The sequence below is a fragment of the Membranihabitans maritimus genome (assembly GCF_021729145.1).
In the GTDB taxonomy this organism is placed as follows: Bacteria; Bacteroidota; Bacteroidia; order Chitinophagales; family Saprospiraceae; genus Membranihabitans; species Membranihabitans maritimus.
This window is the reverse complement of the sequence record NZ_JAJSLW010000004.1, coordinates 188383-204443: the sequence shown is the minus strand read 5'-3', so window position 1 is coordinate 204443 and position 16061 is coordinate 188383. Positions and strand designations below refer to the sequence as shown.

The 16061-nt window shown below is 39.8% G+C and carries 15 protein-coding genes; 3 read left to right on the top strand and 12 right to left on the bottom strand.

Annotated elements, in window-relative coordinates:
* Positions 1–195: 195 nt before the first annotated feature.
* Positions 196–381: a hypothetical protein gene (locus LVD47_RS06140; protein ID WP_236974682.1), complete on the bottom strand. Its 186-nt coding sequence runs from the start codon at positions 379–381 to the stop codon at positions 196–198.
* 268 nt (positions 382–649) lie between these two features.
* The gene (locus LVD47_RS06135; RefSeq protein WP_236974681.1) at positions 650–1633 is read right to left on the bottom strand and encodes a M20/M25/M40 family metallo-hydrolase; all 984 of its coding nucleotides are present in this window, start codon (positions 1631–1633) and stop codon (positions 650–652) included.
* A 623-nt stretch (positions 1634–2256) separates the two neighbouring features.
* Here LVD47_RS06135 and LVD47_RS06130 point away from each other — a divergent pair.
* From LVD47_RS06130 to LVD47_RS06120, 3 genes are read left to right on the top strand one after another with little or no spacing between them, the layout of a single operon-like run.
* On the top strand, positions 2257–2802 hold the full coding sequence (locus LVD47_RS06130) for an RNA polymerase sigma factor (RefSeq protein WP_236974680.1): 546 nt from the start codon (positions 2257–2259) through the stop codon (positions 2800–2802).
* Positions 2783–3058 (top strand): hypothetical protein, encoded by a 276-nt coding sequence (locus LVD47_RS06125; protein WP_236974679.1) that lies wholly within the window; start codon positions 2783–2785, stop codon positions 3056–3058. The genes LVD47_RS06130 and LVD47_RS06125 overlap by 20 nt, the downstream gene beginning before the upstream one ends.
* Before the next feature lie 7 nt (positions 3059–3065).
* Complete coding sequence (locus LVD47_RS06120) at positions 3066–3722, top strand: ClpP family protease (protein WP_236974678.1); 657 nt, start codon at positions 3066–3068, stop codon at positions 3720–3722.
* Here the strand turns inward: LVD47_RS06120 and LVD47_RS06115 are convergent.
* From LVD47_RS06115 to LVD47_RS06070, 10 genes are all read right to left on the bottom strand, one after another.
* Positions 3701–4681 carry a radical SAM protein gene (locus LVD47_RS06115; RefSeq protein ID WP_236974677.1) on the bottom strand — a complete coding sequence of 327 codons (981 nt, stop codon included), beginning with the start codon at positions 4679–4681 and terminating at the stop codon, positions 3701–3703. The two genes, LVD47_RS06120 and LVD47_RS06115, sit on opposite strands and share 22 nt — an antisense overlap.
* Positions 4678–5682 carry a phosphotransferase gene (locus LVD47_RS06110; RefSeq protein WP_236974676.1) on the bottom strand — a complete coding sequence of 335 codons (1005 nt, stop codon included), beginning with the start codon at positions 5680–5682 and terminating at the stop codon, positions 4678–4680. Before LVD47_RS06110 ends, LVD47_RS06115 begins: the two co-directional genes overlap by 4 nt.
* A 33-nt stretch (positions 5683–5715) precedes the next feature.
* On the bottom strand, positions 5716–6636 hold the full coding sequence (locus LVD47_RS06105) for a nucleoside hydrolase (protein WP_236974675.1): 921 nt from the start codon (positions 6634–6636) through the stop codon (positions 5716–5718).
* Positions 6633–7385 (bottom strand): ABC transporter ATP-binding protein, encoded by a 753-nt coding sequence (locus LVD47_RS06100; RefSeq protein ID WP_236974674.1) that lies wholly within the window; start codon positions 7383–7385, stop codon positions 6633–6635. Before LVD47_RS06100 ends, LVD47_RS06105 begins: the two co-directional genes overlap by 4 nt.
* Positions 7385–8158, bottom strand: coding sequence for an ABC transporter permease (locus tag LVD47_RS06095; RefSeq protein ID WP_236974673.1), 774 nt, complete (start codon positions 8156–8158; stop codon positions 7385–7387). Before LVD47_RS06095 ends, LVD47_RS06100 begins: the two co-directional genes overlap by 1 nt.
* The gene (locus LVD47_RS06090) at positions 8148–9002 is read right to left on the bottom strand and encodes an ABC transporter permease subunit (protein ID WP_236974672.1); all 855 of its coding nucleotides are present in this window, start codon (positions 9000–9002) and stop codon (positions 8148–8150) included. The genes LVD47_RS06095 and LVD47_RS06090 overlap by 11 nt, the downstream gene beginning before the upstream one ends.
* Complete coding sequence (locus LVD47_RS06085) at positions 8992–10236, bottom strand: ABC transporter substrate-binding protein (protein WP_236974671.1); 1245 nt, start codon at positions 10234–10236, stop codon at positions 8992–8994. Before LVD47_RS06085 ends, LVD47_RS06090 begins: the two co-directional genes overlap by 11 nt.
* A gap of 9 nt (positions 10237–10245) precedes the next feature.
* Complete coding sequence (locus tag LVD47_RS06080) at positions 10246–11682, bottom strand: SusD/RagB family nutrient-binding outer membrane lipoprotein (RefSeq protein WP_236974670.1); 1437 nt, start codon at positions 11680–11682, stop codon at positions 10246–10248.
* Positions 11683–11692: 10 nt separating this feature from the next.
* On the bottom strand, positions 11693–14908 hold the full coding sequence (locus LVD47_RS06075; RefSeq protein WP_236974669.1) for a SusC/RagA family TonB-linked outer membrane protein: 3216 nt from the start codon (positions 14906–14908) through the stop codon (positions 11693–11695).
* A gap of 159 nt (positions 14909–15067) precedes the next feature.
* Positions 15068–15766: a TIGR04282 family arsenosugar biosynthesis glycosyltransferase gene (locus LVD47_RS06070; protein ID WP_236974668.1), complete on the bottom strand. Its 699-nt coding sequence runs from the start codon at positions 15764–15766 to the stop codon at positions 15068–15070.
* Between the last annotated feature and the right edge of the window lie 295 nt (positions 15767–16061).

Sequence of the window (16061 nt, the reverse complement as noted above, 5' to 3'; positions counted from 1 at the left end):
TAACCAGAGTTAGATGAATTTTTAAGACCCAGAGCACTTGAGAATAGGTAGATTCGACCCCAAGGGGGCGAATACCTAGTGGACTATTTAGTACTCTTTTTAGGAAGAAGATCACTGTTTTCATGTGATAACTCCATAATACACATTCTCAAGCTTGGATCAAGAAGTCGAATCTACTGTGTTCACTCCCTTTGCTTATCCCGATACAGCTTCAGAAAGCTGCCCTGCATATTTCCCTTCTGATCCCTCTGAACCTATAACTATCATTCGAGCTAAGGTTAAATCAATATCCTTAATAAAAGGATTAATTCCTAAATAACCAAATGAACCTTCTGGAATTAAAGATTTAATAACCAATGAATTGGTGAAAATTACTGGCACTCAGTGAAGAATTAGAAAGACAAAATACTTCTTAACCCGGAATTAAATACAAATAAGATTAGCCCCAATGGGATGCCTATGGCATAAGGCTAAAAGAGTTAACAAAATGAGGTTCTTTTCAGCCCGAGGACTCGGGGGCTCATGACAATTTATGGAAAGATCGTCAGTCAGTCCCGTCACTTAGTGATCCCTTTTGGGGCATTAACTGCGGGATGACGAGAACCGTGATGTGTGGTTTTGTTAGATAGAAATATTGTATTGAGTGCTACTACCCTTGATCAATAAACGTTAAAGGCATGTCAGATCCCGCTATTTTCAGAATGGCAGAATAAATATATTCACACACTTTTTGATGACCTTCAAAATTGATTTTTTCTACTGTATCCTCAGGACGGTGGTATTGGGGATGTCCTCCCGTGTGAAGTCCAATTACAGAAATTTGTTGCCGGTAGAATGATACGTGATCAGATCCACCCACACTTCCCGCGTGGACTATGGGCGTTAAGCCCAGATCTGGAGCATTGTTTTTCATGAGTTCTACCCCTCCCGGAAAGGTGCCTGCCCCGCCCATATAAATATGATTTTGATTATTCAATCGACCGACCATATCCATATTTATCATCAATTTTATTTGTTCTGCAGGTATGGGCGGGTTTTGCGCAAAGTGCTTACTTCCCAGCAGTCCTTGTTCCTCTGCCCCAAAGGCGACAAAAATGATACTTCTTTTTAGTGAGGTATTATTATGTGATAGTTTTTCGGCTATTTCCATCAAAGCAGCTGTTCCACTGGCATTGTCATCGGCCCCGTGATGGATCGCTACGGTGTCTGGTGCTTTGGACGATGGTCCTCCCATCCCAAGGTGGTCATAATGGGCTCCCAATACGATGTACTCATTTTTTAAACGAGGATCATTTCCTTGTATCATACCCACTACGTTCCAGGTCTTTACAGGGGGCATTGATTCCTCCCCTTTTTTGACCCGTATTTTAGCTTTGAAGTCCTGGAAAAAGCCACCTTTCATTTTTTGAAGTCCCGAGCTTTTAAATTCCTTCTTTATATATTTTATGACTTGTTTATTCGCTTTTGTACCTGGGAACCTTCCCATGTTTTCTTCCGAAGCCAAAAATGAAATGTGATCTTTGAGTTCGGTAATAGTAATATCTTCCTGACTAAAGAGGGTAGAAACGGACGTAAATATGATCAATGTATAAGTAGAAATCTTTTTAAAAAAAGAAATAAAAATTGTTTCCATTACAAAGTCTTTAGTTTGCCAAAGATAAGTTTAGTTTCGAGTGTATACAACATAATTCGCAATTACTCCTATTGTCCTATCCAGATTTCACTTTATGAATCTTACAAATATTCAAACCATGCTATCAACATGAATGTATAAGTACTTTGAATACCGTCATTTCCTAAATCGAGAGCAACTTGAATCAGCCACCAAGCTTTCTTCTATCGCCCTTTCGATCCGGAAATGGACCTCATTAAAGTCTATATTGTCCATTATAGTTTCTGGAAGCCTTGTTATATCACAGAAATATTGACATATAGTTGAATCACCCTTCCGGGTGCAAACAGTCAGAAATAATTTAACAACAACCGTGATATAGCTCGCTGTTTTCTCCCGTAACCCCTATTAGCCCACAGGGATAGGTGAAGACAGTAAGTATGACGCCCAAAAATTTTCAATAACTTTAATAGAAATTCTAAGGTATTGGTGCATACACTAGGGTTGTTTTTAGAGATTACATTTACCTGTTTGTGATTATTCAATGAGAAATCGATTCCTTGATTAGCCAAGGTTGATTAAAAAATTGGATAAAAGGGTGATATTTTAGATTGTCGATCCACGTAATAGTAAAATGCAGAATGATGAATCAGGATATATCCACATCGAATGAACGAGAAGTTTTATTTAAGCGATTGTATCGCGAAGTTTTTCCCGAAGTGGCTACATTTATTCAAGCCAGAGGAGGAAATCTGGAAGATGCCCGTGAAATATTCCAGGACGGATTAATTGTATTGTACGAAAAATTGATTAGCAACCATTTTCAGGTGGAAACCAATGAGGTAGTTTATTTGATGGGGGTCGTGAAATATCTTTGGTATGATCGATACCGAAAAAGTCAACGCTATGTGAAAATGGATATTCACGATGTATTGTCAGAAAAGTCCGAGATTAAAAAGGGAGGCTTTTCCAAAGGAAGGATGCTCATTTTGCTTGAACAATCGGGCAAAAAGTGCCTGGAGCTATTAAAATTATATTACTATGATAATGTTGTAGACATGGAAGAACTGGCCCGCAGATTTGGGTTTTCAGGTAAGCGATCAGCTACGGTACAAAAATATAAATGTCTGGAAAAGGTAAGAAATTCGGTAAAGGAAAAAACACTACAATATGAGGACTTCATGGCGTGAAACGCAAAATATCGAAGATTATATTTTTGACAGATTATCCCCGGAAGATCGAATTCTAATAGAAACAAATATTGATGGTTCTGTAGAATTGAAAGAAAAGTTGCAATTGCAAAAGCAATCCTATGAACTGATAAAAGAATACGGTCGAGAAGTACTTCGAAAGGAAATCAATGCTATTGACAGGGAAGTTTTTAGCAGTTATCGGCACAACAAGTTGAGGAAGAGAATCTTGAAGATATTTTCAAACAGCAAGTAAATGTAAAATGAATATTTCAGCACATACCATTCCTATGGTCATTGACAATAGCGATCGAAGTGAACGCGCTTTTGACATTTATAGTTTATTACTGAAAGAGCGTATTGTCTTTCTGGGTTCGGCTATTAATGACCAACTGGCTAATCTTATAGTTGCACAATTATTATACCTTAATAGCCAGGATTCCAAAAAGCAAATTGACCTTTACATCCATAGCCCGGGCGGAAGTGTTTATTCGGGGATGGCTATTTACGATACTATGAAAATGATTTCGGCCCCTGTATCTACTGTCTCCGTAGGCTTTACGGGGTCTATGGCAACGGCGCTGTTGACTTCAGGAGCCAGGGGGAAGCGGTACGCCCTTTCTCATTCTACAATCCATATGCATCCGACCAGTGGTGGGGCAAAAGGATATACGGAGGACGTCCGAATTGCGACAAAAGAACAGGAACGGTTGCAAGTTCAATTGTTTCATATATTGGGAAAAAATACAGGGCATACCTGGCAGGAAATCGAAGAAATGTTTCTTCGGGATAAATTTATGAATGCTCCTGAAGCGTTGGAAATGGGGTTAATTGATGAGGTGTTGGGAGAGACCAATGATATTTTGAGAATTAATATTCCTGAAGTCAAGGTTTCCCTTCAGGATCCTTCGGAGAATTGATTTTTTGTATTTGTATTTTTAGGTATTTGAGATTTCATATCAAAATGCCGATTAAAGAATTCATCACACCATAGACAAATATTCCCTAATTTCATCGCCCTTTCAAAACCTTCATCTGCAGATATTCCGATGCTTTCACCCATGCCGTAAGCATTTCCTTTATTAAGTTTTTGCATGACTTTGGAGGACGAAACCCTTTGGAGTACTTCAGAAATTTTTTCTTTGCGCGCATCGCCCATTGGTTCTACCGTACCCGGGCAACAAGGGTTGATTTTCCAGAGCTGTATAGACAGTTCCTGCATGACACTATTGTCTGTAGAGTCAAGAAAACTAATAGCTCCGGAATGGAGTTTACAAAAATTATAATGTCCATCTTTCTTCCAAATGTTGTTGTCAAAGGCCCGGCCCCGGGCCCAATTGCCTCCCAGCCACATTTCTTCAGTGGAACCGAAAAACCCGTAGGTGCGTGGTAATTCAGAAAACGGTTTTTGAATTTCGGGAGCTCCTTTGTGAAATACTATTCCGTGGTCTTCAAACATTTGTGCCAGTATAGATTTTCTTTCTCCTTTTTTCTTGTGATAACGGTCTATACTGGCGATAGAAAATCGATTGACACCTTTGTCCAATAATATCTGCAGAATAGCCTTTGTAAGCAGATCGCCATTGAATTGTAAAGTAATGAAAGTATTACTTGCGTATTTTTCTCGAAGTTTATCTAAAATGGCATATAGCAGTTTTTTGTCGGCCAAAGGTTCACCACCACTCAGGATTATTTGATCCAATTTCCCCGGTAGGTTGTCAATTATAGCCATACAATCCTTGTGTGAAATTCGTTCTCCCTTTGGACCGCTGCTGTTGTAACAATGATCGCAAAAGTCATTGCATAGTTGGGTGAAGACCCAATAAATACAGTGGTAATTTTCAAAAGGGTTGGCATTGAATTGTTGTTCGCTATTCATTGTGAATCAGCCTTTGATCCCAGCACTCCTTCCATAGCTTCCTCCACTAAATTTTTCCTTTTTTCCAACCCGATTGACAAAGGTAATTGTGCCAGCCCCAAAATCCTGCGTAATATTTCCGCTCCGGTAAATTGCTGCTGTAAAACTATGTCAAATGCGAGTTGGTCTGCGTATTTCCGCAATGCGTATTCAATTACTTCCCGGGGTTGGTCGGCCAGTTTCAAATGGGCGATCATTACCCCAATCTCGTATTCGACGGGACCGAAAAAGCAAAACTCCGGATCGATGATTTTGATCCCATCTGTAGTTTTTAACCAACTGCCAGGGAAATAATCACCGTGAAGGAGATACTCTCCATCTGATAAATATATCTTCCCAACTTCCCGAAGGACAGTTTGCAACCTGGTGTTTCCTTTTACAGCTTCGCCCACTGCTTTCAGGCCCGGTAATATGTTATCCAGATCCAGCCCATTATCTGCTAAGTAGGGATAAATGAAAATATGTTCATGGTTGAGCTTTCGCATTTTTTTATTGGAAATATAAGTGGGAGAATTTTCCCGGGTAATAGAGGAATGTAATTCAACTAAAAATGATGTAAGAACGTCAATTTTACTTTTTGAAAGTTTTCCGGTGTCCCGATATAGATAGGTGAAATCTACTCCGGCACCGAGATCGTCCATCATCAGCACATTATTATTGGGATCTACTTGTAGAAGATTGGGCATCATACTTTTTAAATACTCATTGCTTCCAATAAGCTTATAAAACTCTGCTTCCCTTAGGGCCCGGGTCTCAGGAGCAGAGACAGAAGGATACTTTTCTACGTAATCCCGGCTTTGTTTGATGATAAAGCTTCGGAGGTTAGTCTTGACCCGTAAGGTGAAGTTCATATTCCCATCGCCGGGTTTTTCAAGCCCTTCTATTGTTTCCTTAGGATGTAACCATTTTCTTGCTTTCAGGTATTTTTCTACAAACTCTTTTTCGTGCTTTAAATGTATCATGTACCGGTATTAAATGGTGCTTTATATTGTTTTTTAATCTAAAAAGGTTCTAATCAATTTATCATGGTAGCCTTTCACTACATCATAGCAATACGTGACAGGATATCCCGGACCCTTATCACAGATCAGGTACTGTTTGTACCCCGTAGAATTGTCATTTCCCAGTGTGTCATCAGGGTGAATTTCCAGACGGGCGTTTAAAGAATCAAAAATTATATCGCCGGGGAAAATGATGAAATGGCTGGCCAATACATCAAAAGGGTTGAATCCGGGGGCGCCAAGTTCCTGCCATTGTCGGAGCCAGGGACCAGAAGCCTCAGTGAGCCAGGCATTGGCTGGGCTTCCGTCGTCCAGTTGATCCAGGTCTTTATACGTGATCCATACTTTACTTGATATTTCAAATGGGCAAAGGACTACCGGAACCTCATTTTCAAATAAAATCCGAAAAGCATTATTATCAAGATCAAAATTGAGATCCCTGGCGCGGTTGCCTTGATTGCCAATATTGAAATAATCGGTGGGTTTTCTTCGGCCGGCTACAAGGACAACTTTCTCAATCTGTGACTTGACATCCGGATACGTAAGCAGCAACAAACCGATATTGGTGGCTGGGCCAATAGCCATTATTGTCATTTTTTGCTTATTCAGCGCATCATACAGGGCATCCACTGCTTCATTGGATTCTACGCTAGCCAGGTCAATCGCTTTTTTAGCTCCTTTGTATACAGGGATATTGTTGGAAGCAAATGATCCGGCCATTTTTTGACATAGTCCATATGCATTTTCGATTAACGTATTGCCGAATACGGCACTGATTCCGATAATATCTACTTCCGGGGATTTCATAAGTTGGAGAACAGCATATCCATCATCTACATCACAGTACCCTTCCCGTGTATGCCGTTTCATGCCAACGGATAAATCCGTATCGATCCATATTTTTTGTTTTGTCATATTGAATTGTTTTCTTCTACCGATTCACCGGTTTTGAGCTTATCCCAAAAAAGGATTTCATTCTGAACACCTGTTCCGGGATCATTAATAAATTCTTCTTTTGAATCGTATACTTTCAGATTGCCTTCCTTCATTAAACCAATTTGATCTCCCATCAAAAGTGCTTCTTTTAGGTCGTGTGTTACAAAAATGGAAGTAATGTTGTATTTCCGGGACAAATTCTTAAACAGTTTTTGCATTTTATTTCGGGTTAAAGAATCCAGACTCCCAAAAGGTTCATCCAAGAGAAGTAATGACGGATTGGAGATAATGGCACGGCCAAATGAAACCCGTTGTCTTTGCCCCCCGGATAACTCGTTGGGCATTTTATGATCCTGACCACTCAGTTCGAGGTTATCAAGCATTGTTTTAACTTTCGTAATTATTACCTTTTCCGGTAATTTGCGAATATGAAGGGCAAAAGCAATATTTTCAAATACATTTAAATGGGGGAATAGCAAGTCTTCCTGGTATAAGTAAATCGTATTTCTTTTTTCAGCCTTTTCCCGGGTAATATTTTTGGCATCGAGGAATATCTCCCCTTCCTCCGAAGACTCCAGGCCGGCTATGATTTTGAGCATTGTGGTTTTTCCGCACCCTGATTTACCCAGAACACTTAACGTTAGGTTGGCGTCCAGGGAAAAATTCAGATTTTTAACCACCTTTTCCTTTTTATAGCTTTTTGATATGTTTTTTATTTCGAGAAACATTATACCCTGTTTTTAAACACGTATTTTTTGTTAATATACAAAAGTAAAACGGGGGGAAATATCAAGAGGCAGCTGCTAATGGCACCATAATAGTAATTTGCCTCCTTAATAAATAGAAATACCTTGATGGTAAGGGTCTGGACTTTCCCCACCCCTATAATTGAAGTGAGTCCATATTCAAACCACGAAATCAGAAAGGTTTGAAAAAAGCATATTAACAGCATGCTTTTTGCCAGTGGGAATAAAACCCTTGAATATTTTTGCCATTGATTCCCACCTAGCGTAGCAACCAAATCTTCGTAGCTTTTTATTTTTTTATTCCAAAAGCTGCTAAAAAAAATCAGAGCATATGGAAAAGCTATCAAAAATTGCGCTATTATAACTCCTGTGATATTTCCAAATATTCCCATTTTCAAAAAAAAGAAACTCAAACAAGCACCAAAAACGACAGGAGCAAGTATGTATGGGAAGTAGGTAAATAGATTTAGCCATTTTCTTTGGGGGTGGTAATACAAGGATCGGCTTATCAGAAAACCGAACAATGTAGATACTATTCCGACAGATAACGATATCAGGAGGGAAATCAAAAAGCTATGTAACAGGCCTGTTTCCGATCGGAGTATGGTTTGCCAATTGTCCGGACCAAAGTATTGGGGGAGGATATTGGGAAATCGCCATTCCGGAGCCATCGATAACAACACCAAAAATATGAATGGGAAGAATATCAAAATGGTCAAAAAAACAAGAAATATATGTTTACTTTTAGGTTTCATGGCTGATCTTTTTCTTTGGTAAAAATAAAATCAAAGCTGCCAGGGAAACCATTATCGTATACATCACAGCAATAGCGTAACCTTCTGATATTTTCGTGAGATCGTATTGCTTGATTTCACGGATTATTAATACAGAAAGCATTTGGGGGTGTTCTTGTCCCAAAATAAGGGGGACCTCATACGATCCGAGTAAGAATATAAAATACAAAACGATAACGATCCAGGTTTTTTTCAGGAGGATGGGGACAATGATCCGACGAATAACCTGAGTAGAATTAGCTCCCAGTGATTTGGCCAGGGATGATAATTGCTCGATATTTTCATTTTTATAAACACTGAGGAAAAGTAATAGAAAGAAAGGTAAAACCAGGGTGATAAAAGCCAATACGATTCCAATGGCATAAGTGTCGTTGACCAGGTCAGGAAATCCGGAGGCACTTTCAATCCATCCTAATCGATGAAAAATCCGAGAAAACAACCCTCCTTTTGATAGGAGTTGGAAAGTAAAAAAAGCAGTTACAATTCCCGGAATCGCCAGTGGCAGATATATTATAAAAGAAAAGAACCTGGATTGGAAATTCCTGGTAAAGTTAATTGCTAACCATAACGCGCCACCAACCGAAAGAATTACAGATACAAGGGCAATAGACATACTATAGCCGAGTGATTTTACAAAATCTCCGGAATGAAACACGGATTTCCAAAAGAGAAATGTGAATCCTTCATTTAGGATACCAACTATCCCAAAACTGTATAGTACAGCATATAGTAGTGCCCCAAAAAAAGGTACCACTCCTATGAGAATAAAAAATACTATTCCTAGTTGGTGCTTGCTAATTTTCAATTACTTTTTTTCTAAAATCGTCATATAATCGTATCATATACTCAGGTGCAGGCTCCGGAAATGCATAATTTTCTAAATCCCTCAGAGCCGGCCCATATTTTCTGCCCGAAGCACTATTGAAGGAATCTTGCCATTCAACCGGCAACCTGTTTATATCAATCACCGGGTTTGCATCCATACCGTCTGCATGCGATTTCTCGAATTGAGCCTCAGGCGAAATCATAAAATTGATGACTTGCATAGCTCCGGCTTTGTTGGGACTGTTGGATAGAATTCCAAGGTAATTAGTATTTTTTATGGTACCGTTGTCCCATGGATAGACCCGGGTCGATTTTGGGTATAATCCGCTTTTTACTTTTTCTTCTATTCCTCCTTCCCCAAAACCGTAGTCAATATACAATTCTCCATTGGCAAAAAGTTGACTGACTTTCGATTGTTCTTTGGGGAAGGTGGTGCCTTTTTTCCAAAAGTATTGTTTATTTGAATTAATATAGTGCCAGAGTTGTGAAGAAAGATCGTTGTATTTTTCAGCGTTGAATGGGCCGTTAAGGCTATTAGTCCCTCCTCCGAGTTCTGCAAGGAAGCTTTTTAGTAAAGTCATTCCGGTAAAATCATTTGATATTGTAAAGGTACCCGGATATTTTCTCACATACGATGCTAATTCCCGGAGATTTGAAGGTGGTGAGACTATTTTAGAGGTATCATAGACCATAGCGAACTGGCCGATACTCCAGGGACATTCCATATAATTTACCGGTTGCTGGAAATCAGTATTGATGTATTGATCCTCAAAGTCAATGTATTGAGCATTGGGAAGTTTATCAACAAATGGTCCCCAAAGGCCTTTAATTTTTCTGAGTTGGAAGAATGTTTCCCCATTTATCCACACCATATCGATTTCTCCATTTGATATACCCGCCTGTTTTTCTCCCATTACTAATTGCACTATTTCAGCGCCCTGACCGCCACTAATTCTAAGATCGATATTAAATCGTTTCCGGACCTCCGGAATAAGATAGTTGTTTATGTAATTATTAATCACAGGACTTCCCTGCCACATCATAAAATTGACTGTCGTCCCTTCAGATTCTTCTGCGATATACTCCCAGTCTTTGCCTAAAAGTTGATTCTGTATATCTGGAGATTCATTACTACAGGAACTTCCCGCTATAATAAATCCAGCGAAAAAGATAAGTAGATAAGTATATTTTAGAGTATTTAAAGATTTATCCATCCGTATATTTTATTTTTCCCACCAACCTTTGGTGTTAATATTATCTCCGCCGATCTTGCTAACTGCCTCCTGGTAATTTTCTGCATTTGTTGCTTGCTCAGACTCAGGATACAAGTATCGAACCGGGTATTGGTCATTGTTGAGATTGTCTGGTCCGGGTTTTACAGAGGGAATTCCTGTTCTCCGGATATTAAACCAGGCTTCATGCCCTATTCCGATCAAAGAAAGCCATTTTTGAGTTAGAATTTTTGTAAGATTTTCGTTCCCGTCCAGGGCTACTGCACTTTGTTCTAAGTAGTCTTCCGGAATTCTTACGCCATAGTATTCAAAACTGGCGCGTATAGCTTCTTTATAGTAATCTTCAGGATTACCCGGAATAAATCCTCTCTCAGCAGCTTCGGCCAATGCAAATTGTACTTCAGAATACTGCATATATTGGGCGTTTATACCGTCTGGTACATCCCTGAAGATTGATCCGAAAAGCGAAATATCACTCAAATTTATGCCTTTGGCACTAATCGTTTCCCGGGTTTGGCCATTTAGGAGTCCTTTGTATTGCGGATTCCCATTTACGACACTTTGTTCGGTTGGTTTGTACAACACCTCTACTCGGGGGTCATTCCACAAACTTAATACCGAATCTACCGTACGTGTCATGCGGTGCTCCTGGTAAAGACCGAGTGCTGCTTCTGACATAGGCCATTGATTGGGTGCAGAACTGAGGTACGGAATTACCGCATTATGGTCATTTGATGAAATGAGTTTTCCGGATTGGGCAAGGTCCTGAATTTCGGAGTAATCCTGAAGACGCTTACTGATCCTTATGAGGTATCGCAGCCTTAGTGAATTAGCAAATCGTACCCAAAGATCCAGGTCGTTGTCGAACATGATGTCCCCATTAATAGAAGATGAAGTGTTTTCCAGTGTATTAGCTGCATTTTCAAGCACTGCTAAAATACCGGTCTCCGGATCCGTATAAATGGCTTCCTGTGTCTCGTACTCGGGAGAGAAGTTTCCATCGATTGCTTGAATAGCTTCGGTATAAGGGACATCACCCCATAGGTCGGTGAGTTGAGAAAATAGATAACTAGCCATTATATCGCCTACAGCCTGGTATGCATCATTAGTGCCTTCGAGTTCTTTGATAGATCGGATGTCAGATAATAGTCTGAAAATATGATCCCAGTAAGCACTATTGCCCCCCATTTCATACCGGTCAATTCTTTCAAATTCCTGACTGGCAGCAAACTGTGCAAGATAATTTGCCAAGCGAAACCCCTGATCATAAGTACTCATGTCTGCAGCTTCGAAAATGACATTGGTCAATAGAAACTGGGGGTGCACTTGCTGAGGGGAATTTGGGTTTTCATTGAGTTCTTCAAACCCGGAGGTGCAAGCATAAATAATAAAAAATAATATAGATAGTTTATAAATATAGATTTTCATGAATTGATTTTTAAAACTGGGTCTTTAAACTGATTCCAAAACTTCGGGTAGATGGATAGGAAATATCTTCAACACCGTAGATTATATTTCGCTCCTGAAAGGCATTAAGTTCGGGGTCAAAATGCGGGTTTTCCGTAAATAATAAAAGATTTGTTCCCACAATCCCCACTCTTATATGCTGAAACCCAATAGCTTTTACGGCATTATCTGGGAGGCTATAAAACAGACTCACCTCTCTGAGTTTTAGATAGGATACATCGTATAATGCACTTGCCTCATTGCCCCGGTCGTAAAAGTTGTTGTAAAATTGACTGGCGCTGACGGAAGTTGTATTAGTCACATATTCAGGACTCTCATCAGTTCCAATATTAACTATGCCTTTACCTACGATTCCTTCTTCCCGGCCCGTTAAGGTCTCTTTGAGCACACCCGAGGTGCTGGCTATTGCTTTTGTCCGGGATACTATGGTGCCTCCTTTTCGGCAATCCAGTAATAGCGAAAGGGTCAAATTTTTATAACTGAACTTATTTTTTAATCCCAATATGAAATCAGGATTATAATTGCCAAGCAATCTCAGATTCCCATCCTGTACAGGAAGGCCGTTGGGTCCGTAAACAATCTGACCTTCAAATTCTTCAAATCCTGTGCCATACATATCACCGACTCTTCCATTTTCACGGGCGATGTAAAAAACGGTATTAGAACCACCTCCACCTCCAAATATTTTTGCAGTAGCCGTTACAAATTGGTCAACTCCTTCCGGGAGTCTGGTAACTACACTATTGAAAGTCATAAAGTTGGCAGATGCTTGCCAGGTAAACATACCGCTTTCGAGAATATTAGCACTCAACATGGCTTCTAATCCTCGTGTGCGAACTTCTCCTCCGTTCACATTGTAATTTTGAAATCCTCCTGCAGAAGAAATTGGCCGGGAAATAATCTGGTCAATACTTACATTTTGATAAATGGACAGATCCGCCTGAATTTTGTCTTCCAGAAACCAGGCCTCTATGCCTGCTTCATAACCATTGAGCCTTTCGGGTTTGAGGTTGGCATTTTTGAGGACGGTTTCATTCGTTACTTTAAAATTACTTCCGTAATTCTGGTTGAAGAGATAATTCTGTGCATTTTGATAAGGCTCTGTGTCATTGCCTACACTGGCAGCACTTAGTCTTAATTTGAGGTATGAAATAGGTGCAGGTAAATTCAACCGATTTGAAATTATATAACTGAGCCCGGCGGAGTAGTAACCAAAAGAATTGTTGTTGGCAGGAAGTGTGCTACTCCAATCGTTTCGGAAAGTCAGGTCAAAATATAATGAGTTTTGCATAGCGATATTTCCGGTAGCGTAAACACTATTAATTCTCTTTTCAAATATTTGGCTATTCCCCTTTAAGGGAGTCCGGGAATTGGAAAGACTGTAAATCCCCGGGATAGCTAATTGAGAAGCTTCCGAGTACTGGTAATTGATTTCCTGGTCAAAGCGGTTTACCCCTCCTGCAAGGGTATATCGCCAGTTCTGGCCCAATTTTGATTGGTACGAAAGATGGGCATTTAGGTTGAGTTCATTAAATTTTACTTTATCCTCCCTATACGATCCCTGTGGATTGGCATTGGTACTTACCGCTCTTCGAAAAGAACGATCGTCATTATATGCGTCCAGCCCGGTTCGAAAAGTGATACTCAGTTTATCTGTAAACTTGTAGGAAGCAGAGCCGTTGGCCAATACCCGGTTTTTATTAAAACTATTAGTGTTTTCAAACAATGTCAGATAGGGGTTGGTAATCCACAAATAATTAAAGTCGTAATGTTGGATACCATCCTGGCCTGCCTGCCAGTAATTTCTAAGAGATTGGATATTAGTTTGTCGACCTGTCCAAATAAAACCATACATGGGGTTTTCATAGCCATAGCCCAGGTTGGGCCGGTTTGTACTTCGGGAATTTATGTAATTTAAAAATGCATTTACACTCAGTTTATCATTTGCATTCTGATCAAGGCTAATGGATAATCCGTCCCTTTTTAGGTCCGTATTGGGCATGATCCCTTTATTCCTTAGATTACTGTAGGCAATTCTGGCGCTACCTTTTTCCCCGGAAGCATTGAGTGCAATATTGTTCTGAAAAGTTAAACCGGTTTCCAGGAAATTTCTAACGTTGTCGGGGCGTGCCACCCATGGAGTTGGTGTGATGGGTGTATACGTTCCATCGGGAAGCGTTCGGGCGATGACGTCCCCTGCACGGACGGGATTGCCTTTGCCATCTACGGAGGGACTGTCGAATTGGGCGATCATTAAATCCTGATCGAGACGGGGGCCAAAACTACTGATTCCACCGTCATTAACCCCTCCACCCTGGCCGTTTTGAAATGAGTATTCCCCATTTGATCCACCGCCATAAGTGTTTTGATAATCGGGGAGGGTGAGTGGTGTTTCAGCCGTAATGGAACTGCTTGTAGTTATTCCCAATCCTTTACTTTTCCGGCCTTTTTTTGTTGAGATAAGAACAACCCCGTTGGCTGCTCTTGCTCCATATAGTGCTGCTGATCCTGCTCCCTTTAGTATGGAAATCGATTCGATATCATCGGGATTAATTTCGGCACCTCCATTTCCGTAATCTACTTCCTGGAGTGCCCCGTCATTAGTTAATTCACTTGTGATCAATTCGTTGCTTACCGGCATACCGTCCACTACAAATAGCGGTTGATTTCCACCACTCAATGAATTCTCCCCTCGAATGACGATGCGGGAAGAAGACCCTACTCCGGAAGAACCGTTGGTGATCTGGACGCCAGCAACCCTGCCGGACAAACTGTTGACCAGGTTAGTGGAAGGTACATTTGTCAATTCTTCCGAATTCAATTCGGAGACGGAAGACACCAGGGATTGTTTTTCTTTTTCGATACCCAGAGCAGTAACTACGATTTCGTCAATGGTTTCAGATGAAAGATTCAATGTAATAACCCCGGGAATATTGCCATTGGTAATAGTTATGTCAATGGTTTCATAACCTACTGAAGAAATACGGAGAGTGAAATCTCTGGAGCCCATGCTTAATTCAAAATATCCGTTCTCATCGGAAATGGTATAGTTCTGGGTGCCAAGTTCATTAATTGTGGCGAAAGGAACTGGATCTTTATTGACGTCTATAAGTTTGGAAGAGTATACCTCCTGGGCGTATGAAACCTCAATTAGAAATAGGAATATAGATAGTAAGATAATTCTCATTACACTAATTATATTATTTAATTTAAGAGTTTTAGAGCCTTTTTAATATTGTTATATACCTGCTAATGGATTTTCCACGAAGCGACATCATTGGTTAAACATGCTCTTATTGGTTACTTACGGAAAATACCCTTGTGCAGATTTATTGAGGGTAGATCTTTATTGAAATGATTTTAATTTGGCTGGAGGAGCCCTGAGAGGAAGGTGGTAGATGTAAAATGCAGACTTAAAACTTTGATATAAATTTGCATGTTGGATCTTCGGTCGAAATAAAAGGTTTTGTAATTTTCTAGCGAAGATTGATTTGGGCTTATGGGCAATAAAACATGTAATATCCTTTTTGGAATCAATATCAGAGTGTGTTTCAAGGCAATAAAATCCGATATTGTGGTCTTTTAATTTTTGTTGGATTGTAGCAAAAAGGTTAGTTTTTAACCACGGTAATTCCTTAAAACCAGAGGGATTGAATAACGCGTTATTGATGCCAATTAAATACACCCCACCGTCTGTTGCCGGCCCCAATACGATACCCTTTTCCTGTACTTGATATGAGGCGTTTATAAGGTCATTTACAGATAAGTCCGGACAATCATTTCCAATGGAAATAACATTCTCGTATCCCATTTCAAAAGCATCCGAAAACGCATTTGTTAATCTTTCGGAGAATCCTTTTCCTCTTTGAACGGATTCATCAAACCACAGGACATCAATGCCACTTTTCATTGCTACTTCCCGCGTACGGGAAATAAGTAAATCGTAAATTTTACTGTTTTTATCCTGATTGCTAAAAAAAGATAGATTCTTTCTCTCCTGTTCTTTTTTGGATGAAAGGGAAAATACCAGTAGGGCGGTATTCATTGTATTTTTTGTATCTTTTTTTACCACGAGCGTAAATGTAAACTATTTTTGATAAAAGGTATCTGCGTTGATTTGTCTTAATTCTGTAAGTATTATCTGATTACCGTCGAGATTTATTTTATTTGAATGCCTTTCAGATTTCAATAAGGATTCCTCAGACCAGTATAATTTCTAGCCCATATTTATTTCTGCCTTCTTCTTGGGAAGGTGTACATCCCTGTTTTATATTTTTCAGACTCCTTTTGATTTCGGCTTGTTGAAAGCCTGTTAAACTATCCCTCTAATTGTTTTTCGA

Coding starts and splice junctions, on each gene's coding strand:
- LVD47_RS06105 (WP_236974675.1), bottom strand. CDS start 6,636: ATGACAAAACAAAAAATATGGATCGATACGGATTTATCCGTTGGCATG.
- LVD47_RS06100 (WP_236974674.1), bottom strand. CDS start 7,385: ATGTTTCTCGAAATAAAAAACATATCAAAAAGCTATAAAAAGGAAAAG.
- LVD47_RS06085 (WP_236974671.1), bottom strand. CDS start 10,236: ATGGATAAATCTTTAAATACTCTAAAATATACTTATCTACTTATCTTT.
- LVD47_RS06115 (WP_236974677.1), bottom strand. CDS start 4,681: ATGAATAGCGAACAACAATTCAATGCCAACCCTTTTGAAAATTACCAC.
- LVD47_RS06095 (WP_236974673.1), bottom strand. CDS start 8,158: ATGAAACCTAAAAGTAAACATATATTTCTTGTTTTTTTGACCATTTTG.
- LVD47_RS06080 (WP_236974670.1), bottom strand. CDS start 11,682: ATGAAAATCTATATTTATAAACTATCTATATTATTTTTTATTATTTAT.
- LVD47_RS06110 (WP_236974676.1), bottom strand. CDS start 5,682: ATGATACATTTAAAGCACGAAAAAGAGTTTGTAGAAAAATACCTGAAA.
- LVD47_RS06135 (WP_236974681.1), bottom strand. CDS start 1,633: ATGGAAACAATTTTTATTTCTTTTTTTAAAAAGATTTCTACTTATACA.
- LVD47_RS06070 (WP_236974668.1), bottom strand. CDS start 15,766: ATGAATACCGCCCTACTGGTATTTTCCCTTTCATCCAAAAAAGAACAG.
- LVD47_RS06130 (WP_236974680.1), top strand. CDS start 2,257: ATGAATCAGGATATATCCACATCGAATGAACGAGAAGTTTTATTTAAG.
- LVD47_RS06125 (WP_236974679.1), top strand. CDS start 2,783: ATGAGGACTTCATGGCGTGAAACGCAAAATATCGAAGATTATATTTTT.
- LVD47_RS06075 (WP_236974669.1), bottom strand. CDS start 14,908: ATGAGAATTATCTTACTATCTATATTCCTATTTCTAATTGAGGTTTCA.
- LVD47_RS06120 (WP_236974678.1), top strand. CDS start 3,066: ATGAATATTTCAGCACATACCATTCCTATGGTCATTGACAATAGCGAT.